The sequence below is a fragment of the Candidatus Lernaella stagnicola genome (assembly GCA_030765525.1).
In the GTDB taxonomy this organism is placed as follows: Bacteria; Lernaellota; Lernaellaia; order Lernaellales; family Lernaellaceae; genus Lernaella; species Lernaella stagnicola.
This window is the reverse complement of sequence record JAVCCK010000044.1, coordinates 115312-126451: the sequence shown is the minus strand read 5'-3', so window position 1 is coordinate 126451 and position 11140 is coordinate 115312. Positions and strand designations below refer to the sequence as shown.

8 protein-coding genes are annotated in these 11140 nt (G+C 63.3%); 7 read left to right on the top strand and 1 reads right to left on the bottom strand.

Going from position 1 to position 11140, the window contains the following annotated elements; genetic code table 11:
- From P9L99_21070 to P9L99_21055, 4 genes are all read left to right on the top strand, one after another.
- A partial coding sequence (locus P9L99_21070; GenBank protein ID MDP8225866.1) for a hypothetical protein occupies positions 1-664 on the top strand: 664 nt, incomplete at its 5' end.
- 62 nt (positions 665-726) lie between these two features.
- Entirely contained in the window at positions 727-1548 is an 822-nt protein-coding gene (gene rhaD / locus P9L99_21065; GenBank protein MDP8225865.1) for a rhamnulose-1-phosphate aldolase, read from the top strand.
- A gap of 2 nt (positions 1549-1550) precedes the next feature.
- Entirely contained in the window at positions 1551-3017 is a 1467-nt protein-coding gene (gene rhaB / locus P9L99_21060; protein ID MDP8225864.1) for a rhamnulokinase, read from the top strand.
- 2 nt (positions 3018-3019) lie between these two features.
- Complete coding sequence (locus tag P9L99_21055) at positions 3020-4273, top strand: L-rhamnose isomerase (GenBank protein MDP8225863.1); 1254 nt, start codon at positions 3020-3022, stop codon at positions 4271-4273.
- Positions 4274-4277: 4 nt separating this feature from the next.
- On the opposite strand, the gene P9L99_21050 is transcribed toward P9L99_21055, so the two are convergent.
- The gene (locus tag P9L99_21050; GenBank protein MDP8225862.1) at positions 4278-4601 is read right to left on the bottom strand and encodes an L-rhamnose mutarotase; all 324 of its coding nucleotides are present in this window, start codon (positions 4599-4601) and stop codon (positions 4278-4280) included.
- A gap of 123 nt (positions 4602-4724) precedes the next feature.
- Here P9L99_21050 and P9L99_21045 point away from each other — a divergent pair, with 123 nt between their 5' ends.
- The 3 genes from P9L99_21045 to P9L99_21035 all read left to right on the top strand — a co-directional run bounded on the left by P9L99_21045 (position 4725) and on the right by P9L99_21035 (position 11134).
- The gene (locus P9L99_21045; protein ID MDP8225861.1) at positions 4725-6620 is read left to right on the top strand and encodes a hypothetical protein; all 1896 of its coding nucleotides are present in this window, start codon (positions 4725-4727) and stop codon (positions 6618-6620) included.
- A 69-nt stretch (positions 6621-6689) separates the two neighbouring features.
- On the top strand, positions 6690-8966 hold the full coding sequence (locus P9L99_21040) for a hypothetical protein (protein ID MDP8225860.1): 2277 nt from the start codon (positions 6690-6692) through the stop codon (positions 8964-8966).
- Positions 8963-11134 carry a hypothetical protein gene (locus P9L99_21035; GenBank protein MDP8225859.1) on the top strand — a complete coding sequence of 724 codons (2172 nt, stop codon included), beginning with the start codon at positions 8963-8965 and terminating at the stop codon, positions 11132-11134. The genes P9L99_21040 and P9L99_21035 overlap by 4 nt, the downstream gene beginning before the upstream one ends.
- Positions 11135-11140: the final 6 nt, after the last annotated feature.

The following is an 11140-nucleotide window of genomic DNA, read 5'->3' as shown; positions in this document are numbered from 1 at the left end:
GCGAGCCTCGTATGATTCGGCGCTGCCGCTTTTTCGTGCGATCGGGTCTCGTTTGGGGGAGGCGAACTGCCTTTGGTCCCTGGGCGATTTGGCGCTGCGTGAGTCCGATTTGTCGGGGGCGCGAGCCTCGTATGATTCGGCGCTGCCGCTTTTTCGTGCGATCGGGGAACGTTTGGGGGAGGCGAACTGCCTGCAAACGTTAGCGCTGATCGAAGAGGACAGCGAACAATCCATTCACTTGTTTCGCGGCGCTCTGGAGATTCAACGGGACATTTCGAACCAACTCGGCGAATTAGCCGCGCTTGGGTATCTTGCTCGAAGGTTGTTTCAGGATCGAAGCTTCCCGGAAGCACTTAAAGCGACGGAGCAGTCGCTGGCGATCGCGTGCCGCATAAACGAAGTGTTCGGCGCTTCGATTGTGCTTGGAACCCAAACGGACATCCTTCAAACGGTGAACGAGGAAGAGGCGGCCGTGGCCGCCGCCGTACTAAGGGACGTGGCGGAAATCACGTCGCATGCGCCGGATTGGCAAGACGCGGAGCAACGAATCGCAAGCCTCCGCGAGCAAGTGGGCGCCGACCATTGGGAAGCGCATTTAGCCGCTTGCGAAAAAGTGCGCGCCGCGGCCGTGGCCCGGCTCACCGCGGGCGTTCCCGACTTCTAACTGGCGCATCGCCCGCCGCCTCGTTACAATCACCACCGCACCCACGCGCGAGGAGACCCACCGTGAAGGAATTGCTGCAAGTTTGCCCCGCTTTGACACCGCTTTTGGAAGACGCGCAAGATGTCGCCGCCCTGCTGTGGCAAAAGGGCTGGGCCGAGCGCAACGCCGGGAACCTTTCGGTGGATGTCACCGGCGACGCCGCGGCGGCCTGCGAGGCGTTTACGCGGCAGCCACGCGTCGAGCTGCCCTTCGCATATCCGGATTTGGCCGGGCGATTATTTCTCGTGACGGGGTCGGGGCGGCGCTATCGCGATCTGGCCCGGAACGCGGCGAGCAACAGTTGCCTGCTGCAATTGACCGGCGACGGCGCGGGCTTCGAGATTCTGTGGGGCGGCGAGGCGGGGCCGGGTTTTCAGCCGACTTCGGAGTTCCCTTCGCACCTGCGGGTACACGAACACCTGCGGCAAAGCAACGCGCCGCAACACGTCGTGCTGCACACCCACCCGACCGAACTGATCGCCCTGACGCACCTGCCGGAATACACCGACGAAGCCGCGCTGCAACACGCGTTGTGGTCCACCCATCCGGAGGTGAAAGTCACGGTGCCCAAGGGCGTGGGGCTGGTTCCGTATACCGCGCCGGGCACGGAGGAGATCGCGCAGAAGACGGTCGAGGTGTTCCGCCGCGGGCTGCCGATCGCCGTGTGGACGTATCACGGCTGCGTGGCGATTCATACGTCGATCCCCGACGCGTTCGATTGGATCGACACGGTCAACAAGGCCGCCGCGATTTTGCTGCTGTGCCGCCAGGCCGGGCACACGCCGGCGGGCCTGAGCCGGGATCAACTGGATGAATTGGTGCGGCTGTTCGATCTGGAGGAATAAGCATGGCCGACTATCTCGCCTTTGATTTCGGGGCCGAGAGCGGGCGGGCCGTCGCCGGGTCGCTGGCGGGCCGACGGCTGAGGATCCGCGAGGCGCACCGTTTCCCGAATCATCTGCTGACGACCGAGGGCCGCTTGCACTGGGACCTGGACGCGCTGTTCGGCAACCTGCTGGAAGGGTTGCAGCGTCACACGGCCGAGAGCGGCGCGCCGCGGAGCATCGGCGTGGACACCTGGGGCGTGGATTTCGGCCTGCTGGACGCGGCGGGCAAGCTGCTCGAGTCGCCGACGGCGTATCGCGACGACCGCACGCGGGGCGCGATGGAGTACTTTTTCCACAAGCTGCCGCGGCGGCGAATCTACGAACGCACGGGCGTTCAGTTCCTGCCCTTCAACACGCTGTTTCAGTTGGCGTCGTTGGTGCGCGACGGCTCACCGCTGCTGGAACGGGCGCGCGACCTGCTGTTTATGCCCGACCTTTTTCACTACCGGCTCACCGGCGAAAGGTTTTCCGAGTTCACCTTCGCCACGACCTCGCAGCTCTACAACCCGCGGGATTACGAGTGGGACGAGCGCTTGTTCCAGGCGCTGGCGATTTCGCGCGAGTGGATGCAGGACGTCGTAATGCCGGGCACGGTGATCGGTAACGTGCGCGAGGAGTGGGCCGCGCAAACCGGCTGCGGCCCGGTGCCGGTGGTGGCCGTCGCCACGCACGATACGGGCTCGGCGATCGCGGCGGTCCCGGCGCAGGGGGAAGACTGGGCGTACATCAGTTCGGGCACGTGGTCGCTGATGGGCGTGGAGGCGCGGGAACCGGTGATCGGCGACGCGGCGTACGAGGCGAACCTCACCAACGAGGGCGGCGTCGGCGGACGCTTTCGCGTGTTGAAAAACATCACGGGCCTTTGGCTGCTGCAACAATGCCGGCGGCAGTGGGACCCGACGCGCAGTTACGCGGATCTGGCCGCGGCGGCGCAGACGGCGGCACCGTTCGTGTCGCTGGTCGATCCCGACGACGCGGCGTTTTTGAATCCGGACGACATGCCGACGGCGATTGTCGATTTTTGTGTGCGCACGGGCCAACCGGCACCGGTCGGCGAAGCGGCGATGACGCGCTGTATTTTCGAGAGTCTGGCGCTTAAGTATCGCTTCGTGCTCGAGCAATTGCGCGCGGTTACCGGGCACGAAGTGAATCGCATTCATGTGATCGGCGGCGGCTGCCAAAACGAGTTGCTGTGTCAATTCACGGCCGACGCGACGGGTCTGCCGGTCACGGCGGGGCCGGTGGAAGCCACGGCGATCGGCAACCTGCTGGTGCAGGCGATGGCGATGGGCGAAGTGGAATCGCTTACCGAACTGCGGCGGGTCGTGCGCGAATCGTTTGAGATGCGGGAGTACGCGCCGCGCGAGCCGGCCGCCTGGGACGAAGTGTGGCCGCGGTTTCGCGCTTTGGCGGCGGGAGGGGAATAACGATGGACCACGAAGCGGCGTTCGCCTACGCGGCGGAAAAGTACGAAGGGCTGGGCGTGGATGTCGAGGCGGTGCTGGCGGCGCTGGCCGCGACCTCGCTGTCTTTGCATTGCTGGCAGGCCGACGACGTTACCGGTTTCGAGACCGCCGAGGGCGAATTGGGCGGCGGGCTGGCGGTCACCGGCAACTACCCCGGCAAGGCGCGGAACGTAACCGAATTGCGCGACGACATGCTAGCGGCGCTGGCGGTGATTCCCGGACGGCATCGCGTCAACCTGCACGCCATGTACGGCGATTTCGGCGGGCGGAAAGTCGACCGCAACCAGATCGAACCCGACCACTTCGCCGGGTGGGTGGACTGGGCGCGGCGGCACGATCTGGGCCTCGACTTTAACGCGACATGCTTTTCGCATCCGCTGAGCGAATCGGGTTACACCCTGGCATCGCAGGACGAGGGCGTGCGCGGATTTTGGATCGAGCATGTGCGGCGCTGCCGCGCGATCGGCGCGTGGATGGGCGAACGGCTCGAAACACCGTGCGTGCATAATTTGTGGATCCCCGACGGCTCGAAGGATACGACCGTCAGCCGCCACCGGCACCGCGAACTGCTGCGGGAAAGCCTCAACGCGATCTTCGCCGTCGAGCACTCGGCGGCCTATTTGAAAGACAGCATCGAAAGCAAGCTGTTCGGCCTGGGCTCCGAGGCCTTCGTGGCCGGGTCGCACGATTTTTACATGAGTTGGGCGGCGGGGCGCGGCGTGATGGTCTGCCTCGACCTCGGCCACTTTCACCCCACTGAATCGGTGGCCGACAAGATTTCCTCGCTGCTGCTTTTTCACGACGAACTGTTGCTGCACGTCAGCCGCGGCGTCCGGTGGGATAGCGACCACGTGGTGACGCTAAGCGACGAGGTGACCGAGGTCATGCGGGAAATCGTGCGGGCCGGGGCGCTGCCGCGGGTCCACATTGCGCTGGACTTCTTCGATGCCTCGATCAATCGCGTCGCGGCGTACGCGATCGGCGCGCGCGCCACGCTCAAGGCGTTGTTGGTCGCGCTACTCGAACCGACCGAATTGCTGCGCGAGTTCGAAGTGGCGGGCGACCCGACCAGCCGCCTGGCGTTGCTGGAAGAGGTGAAGAGTTTTCCCTTCGGCGCGGTGTGGGAAGAGCTCTGCCGGCGGCACGACGTGCCCGGCGGGCCGGGGTGGTTGGAATCGGTGCGCGGCTACGAACAAGAGGTGCTGGCCAAGCGCTAACGTGTCAGTCCAGGTGAAAGACTTCTGTCAATTCGATCATGCTCTCGTCGGGTTGCGAGCCGTCGAGGGCCTCGAAGTACGGCGCCATGAAGGCCTGCCATGTGGCGTTGATCTCCTCCCCCGCCATGCCAGCGAGCGCGGCGTCGAAACTGTCGGGCGTTTCGAAATACCCGAACATTAAGCCGTCGTCGCGGAGAAACAGCGAATAGTTGTACCAGCCGTGCCGGCGCAGGGCGGCCAGCATTTCCGGCCAAACCTTTTTGTGATGCTGTTTGTACTCATCGATTTTGTCCGCCTTCACCTTCAAAAGAAAACCGACGCGTTTCATCTTGTCCCCTTTCGACGAGCACGATAACGGCCGCCGACAAACTTGACAATCGACCACCGAGCGCGCGTGTGGCGGCGCGGTTTGTGTGTATAATCGACGTACCGTGCAGCGAAGGGAATTGCCATGAAGAAAGTCTACCTTGCGTTAATATCGTGCCTTTTGTTGACTGCGTTGGCGATTGCCGCTCCGGCCGGCGCGGCTGATAACGAGGCTGACGCGTGGGCGAAGGTCTTGCCGATAGTCAGCAATCCCGACGTGGATGCCGCCGATGCGAACCAAGCGCTGGTTACGTTCCGCGAGGAATACCCCGACGGTGAGCACGTCGCCGAGGCGACGCTCTGGTTGGTGAAGTTTCACACGGATTTTGTCGATGAGTTCGACGACCAAAGCCTTTTGCCGGCGCTGGACGAAATCATCGCCGCAGCCGACGCGCGCTTGGCGTCAGAGGCTTTGTTTTGGAAAGCGCACATCTTGCACGGCACGCTGCTGAGCAAGCCGGCGGAAAACGCATTTCGTGAATACCTGGCCGCGTACCCCAACGGAGATCGCGCGGAGGAAGTGCGCGTCCTTCTCGCCGCTGAGAAAAACAAGGACGAGACGGTGGCGGCGTTCGTCGCCGGTGTTCGCAAGACGCTGGAACGTCTGACCGGCGCCGGGCAACTGCGTTTGAGCATGCGTGTGGAATGGCCCGCGGCGGACGCGGCGATTCGTGTGGCGATGGACGGTGACGAGGCCTTCGAATTGGACGTCGAATCCGATTGGCTGCCCATCAGCATTTACAACGGCGAGGAAGGTTTCTATTTGTTCGACGGCGAGTCGCGCACGCGTTACCGTTTCGAGAGCGCGATGCGGGTGCACCCGCTTTTTGTCTGGCACGGGTCGGAAATCAAATACAACGTGGAGTTTCGTCCTCGGACCGCTGCTTCGACTCCTTCGGTGGATGTCGATATCGAGGCGGTGTCCGCAGCGGTCAAGGACCGTCTGCAACGCGGTTACATCGCAGCCGACGGCAAACGAATTTTCCGCTTGTATCGCGTGCGGAAACTGCCGTCGAAGCAAGTTCACGCGTCGTCGGTGTCTCATTTCAATTACCGCGGCGTCTTGGATGAGTGGACCCAATTCGATGCCGAGGGCGTGTTGAAAACCGCGATTTCCGATTTGGATTTCACGCCGCGTTTTCGCAAGAAAGCGATGCACGCGCGGGCGGCGAGCACCGAGTCGCTGGACTTGAATTCGTTTTCGTTCGCAGCGGCGGGTCGATATTTCTTGCGGGCGTGGGATCGACGAACAGAAGGCGGCGAATGGAAGATCGATCGCCGTGTGTTGGGTGCTACCTTACAGCAAATGGATGCGATGCTGGCGCTGTGGCGAACCGCGCAGACCACCGAGAAAAAATTGGCGGCGCTCGAGGAAGAACTCGCCACGCGGCCGAAAGAGGCGGCGCCGGTGGTGCGGCAACGCGCGGAGTTGCTCTTGGAACTCGAACGCTTTGACGAGGCGGAAGCGGCCATTGCGCGTTACCGGGAATTGGGTGGCGAGGAACCGCTGGTCACTTTGCTGACGGCCAATTTATGGGCGGCGCAGGAACGCGTGCCGGAGGCGAAAGCATTGCTCGCGGCCGGCATCCGTCGGGACAAGCCGCATCCGGCGCTCATCGCTCGGTATGGAGAACTGGTTTTCCCTACCGACTTGGTGGCGGCCGGGTTGTTGGCGCGGCGGGCGATCGAGCTGGATCCCACGCTCACGGACGCATACGGCTTGCTGGCGCAGGTGCGCGCGCGGAATGCCGATTACGTCGGCGCGATCGAAATTTACAGACGCGGCATTGCGCAGGCTGCGGAGCCGCACGCGTTGCGCGTGTCCATGGGAATGATGCACTTGGAATTGGAGCAGTTCATCGCGGCGCAGCAGGCGGTCGCGCCGGTTTTGGCCGACAAACCGTCGGAATGGACGCCGATGGCGAACCTGGTGGCGCTGGCGGCGACGATCGGGCAAGCCGGGGGCAAGGCGAAAAAATGAACTCCGTGTAACTTTTTAGCGTTACGCGGACTCTAAAAAGAAAAATCCATCCCAAAGGGAGGGACGTCCATGCGAGTTCTTCGCATCTGTATCGGCCTGTTATTTTCCCTATTAATCCTCGGCAACGCAGCGATCGCAGCCCCGGTTGTGGAGTTCAATCCGCCGAAAATGCCCGGCGCGTCCTTGTGCGTGCCGTGGGAAGATTTCAAGGGAATCATCGAAAAACTGGGTCAGGTGACACCGCCCGAGGAGGATCCGCCGCCGATCGCCGGCGTGGTCAGCGCGGCGAACTACGTCGCGGACGTGCGGGCCGAGGGCGTGGTCGTCACGGCGGAAATTGAACTGAGCGTGCTCAAGAAAGACGGATGGGCGTCGATCCCCGTCATCACCACGGGGCTGCCGCTGGCGAGCGCCAGTCTGGACGGCAAGGCAACGGTGTTGATGATTGATAACGGTTTGCTTCACGCGGTCGTGCGCGGTTTCGGGGCGCACCGGCTGAAGCTGGAAATGCGCTTGCCGCTGCAAAACGAAGGCGGACCCGAGAAGTTCCGACTGCCCACGGCGAAGGCGCAGATCAATCGTCTGGAAGTGCGGGTCGGACAACCGAACCTGCAGGTTTCGATCGAGCCGGGCGGCGCGCTGGCGTCCACCACGACCGGCGGCAAAACCGTGGCGACCGGGTCGTTCGCGCCCGGCGACGCCATCACCGTCCGCTGGGCGAGGCGCGCGGAGAAAACGACCAAGGCCGAGGCGCGGGTATCGGCGGAAGTGCGCACAATGTTGACGGTGGGCGAGGGGCTCGGCGTATACACGTCGATTATCGATTTCGACATTCAGCACAAACCCATCAGCCGTTTCGAGATCGATCTGCCCGCCGACGTGGCCGTGGCGGACGTCTCCACCGACGGGCTGGTGGATTGGCAATTGGTCGACCAGCCGGAGGGCCAACGACTCACAGTGGCCATCGCTTACGAAGCGGTCGGACGGCATCAAGTGGCCCTGACGTTGGAGCAGCCGCTGCCTGCCAAGGAGCAGACGAAGGTGGCGGTGGCCGACATCAAGGTGCGCGACATCGTGCACGAGGTCGGCTATTTGGCAGTGGCGGTGCGTACGAACGTGCAGGTCACGGCCGACGACAGCACGTGGAAGAATCTGGCGCCGCTCGACGTTTCGGAATTGCCGGCCGATTTGCGCGGCACGACCGACCAACAGGTGCTTTTGGGCTTCAAGTATATCAAGCACCCGTACGCGTTGGATTTGCAGATCGTCAAGCATAAGGACGCGGCGGTGCTCACGTGCAAGGTGGAGTGGGCCGCGTACCGCATCATGTTGACCGGCGACGGCAAGCAGCTCATCGAGGGCACTTTCCGCATCGCCAACCGCTCTTTGCAATACCTGACGCTGACGCTGCCGCCCGACACGGACCTGTGGGGCGTGTTCCGCGACGGCGTGCCCGTGAAGGCGGCCGAGAGCGACGGGAAGATTCTGTTGCCGATCTTCCGCGGCGGTTTGCGCGACACGTTCACAATGAAAATTCTGGCGTACCGCAAAAGCGGCGGGTTGCTGCCGGTCGGCCGCCGATCTCTCGAATTACCGCGCGTCGACGTGAGCATGGGAAAGGCGCAACTGGCCGTCTTCATGCCGCCGGATCGGCGCTATTTTTCATTCGGCGGCAAGTTGCGGCCGAGCACCGATCCGCTGCCGACCGGCGCGGTTTCCGGCGAAGAGAGTGACGTGTCGGGCAGCGGCGGTCAGCCGCGGAATAAGTTGACCGGGCTGTTGGGGCGCAACGTCGATTACCGTCGCACGCAATCGCAGGTGCAGTGGAAGGCGGAGGACGCACCGATCAACATGTCCAACGCGGGCTATGACAACACGCTCTCGCGCGGCGCGTTGCCGGTCGTGTTCCTGGTGCAGTGGCAGGGCGAAGTGCATCGCTTTGCGAAGAACCTTGTGGACCCGGACGAAAAGCTAGACCTGAGTTTCTATTACACAAAGCGCTCGCGTTCGGCGTGGCTGGGCTTGGTGTTGTTCCTGCTCTGCGTCGCGTTTGGTTATTTGTTTGCCGTGAGCTTCCTGTGTGGAAAGCAGGACCGGCAATGGCCGCGCGGCGGCTTAGCGTTCTTGGCGGTCGCAGCCATCGTACTCGTGCCGCTGCTGACAATCATGCGGGGAACGAGCACGACCGTCATCGGGTTGTACGTGGTGTTGGGCGTCGCGGCTTCGTTACTTCAGCGCGGCGTGAAGCATCTGCGGGACCGCGAACGTCGGCCCGTACCACCGCCTCCGCCGCCGCCGAAACCGTATCAACCGGTGGCGCCGCCGTCGCAAGGGGGTGAGCAATGAAACGCTGGTTGGCGCTTTTTGTCGTGTTGCTGCTGATGGGCGCGACGTGGGCGCAGGCGGAATTGCCGGAGATGAAAGACGGCGCGGTGACGATACCGTGGAACGACTTCAAGGAACTACTCGATCGCCTGCAGGTCAAGCCGGCGACCGACGAGCCGGAGCCGCCGGTGGATTTCGTGCTCGGTCGCGGCTCTCTGCGTGGTGTGCTGGCCGGCGGGCAGTTGGATCTCAAGGCCACGTATCCGTTGGCGGTGCTTAAAAACGGGTGGGTGACGGTGCCCCTGACCGGCGTGGACACACCTTTGGCCGACGTTTTGCTCGACGGTCGAACGGCGCCGATCACCGATCAGCAGGGCAACGTTACGTTGATCGTCAAAGGACCGGCGAACCACTCGCTGACCCTGCGTTATCGGATGGCCGCGCCGGATCGGCCGGGTCCGGGCCATGTTTCGGTGCAGTTGCCGCGGGCGGCGGGCCAAGTGCTGACGATCGTCGGCGACAAGAAATATTCCAGCCCGAGTGTCGACGGCGCGACGATGAGCCGGGGGCCCGGCGGCGTGACGACGGCCATTCTGACCGGCGATCAGTTGAGCCTGCGTTACACCGTGGCGCTGGAGCAGAAGCAGGCGACGCAGGAGAAACTGCCGCCGAAAGTATTGGTGGAGAACCATACGCTGGTTTCCATCGACGAAGGATTCATCCGCGCGGTCGTGCAGCTTGCCTTCGAGGTCCGCCATGCGCCGGTGACCGAATTTCGTGTCGTCGTTCCCGAAGGTTTCGAGGTGGCGGATTGCAGCGGCGCGTCGTTGGCGGGTTGGAAAGTGGACCCGGCGACGCGGGAATTGACGGCGACGATCGGTTTCGACGTGCAGGGTAAGTACAACTTAACCTTGGTGCTGGAGCGCTCGACGAAAAACGAGTCGTTTGAATTTCTCCTGCCGGGCACGTCGGTGCAAAGCGTGGAGCGCGAGCGAGGGTTCTTCGCGGTTCAGGTTACCGGCGGCGTGGAAGTCACGACGACCGGCGAGGTCGACGGTTTGCAGACGGTGGACGCCAAGGAGTTGCCGGCCGGGCTGCGCGGCGGCGCGACGAACCCGATTGTGATGTCCTTCAAATATTTGCGGCATCCGTTTTCGGCGAAGTTGCGTGTCGTGAGGCATAAGACGCAAAACGTGCTCGGTGCGGCGATCGATGCGGCGAATTTTGTCGTGCAGGTGACCGAAGACGGCGACCTGGTGACGCGGGCGCTTTACACGGTGCGCAACAACCGCAAGCAGTTTCTAGAATTGACGCTGCCGTACGGCGAGAATACGGCCTTGTGGAGCACGTTTGTGGCCAACAAGCCCGTGCGGCCCAGTCAAACGAAGGAAGGGAAAATACTGCTGCCGCTGGAGAAATCCGGCTATTCCGGCGCCGAACTCAGTAGCTTCACGGTCGAGGTGATCTACTACGCCAACCTGGGCTCCTCGTTTGGAGTCCTGGGCTCGATGCACCTCCTGTTGCCGAAAGTGGATTTGCCGATTTCGCAATCCGCGCTGACGGTGTTTGCGCCCAATCGCTTCGAGTACCAGCGGGTGGGCGGATCCATGCGCGCCCCGTATCAGGCCCCGGCAAGCGGCCTTCTGTCCCGCGTGATGGAAGAACAGCCGCCGGGGGCCCCCACTGCCTTGCCGCCTCCGCCCGCGAAACGAGCCGGAGCCGACCGTGCGAAAGCGCGACCCGACGAGTACATGCTGCAGCAAAGCCAGGCGGAAATGGAATTTCAGAAGCGCATTCGCGCGGCGCAACAAGCCACCGACTCCGGCGGCGCGCTGCCGGCACGCTTCGCGGTTCCAAAAAAGGGCGCGGCGTTGCGTTTCGAAGAGTTGGTAACCATCGGCGAAGCGTCGGACGTGCGCCTCATGTACGGGGCCAAGCGATTGAGCCAGTTCGGTGCGCTGGCGGCGTTGTTGCTGGCGGCCGCGCTCGTGTGGTTTGCCCGGAGCATCTTCGCGATGGGGCGCGTCGGACACTACTTGTTGGCGGTGGGTGTGGTCGTGTTGGCTGTGATGGCGGCGCTGGGCATATCGATCGGCTACGCGATCGGCGGCGTGTTGCTGGCCGCAGCGGCGTTGTTGGTCCGAGCTGTCTACCGCCGGATTGCACGCAAAATGGGCCGGGCGATCTAACGCGGG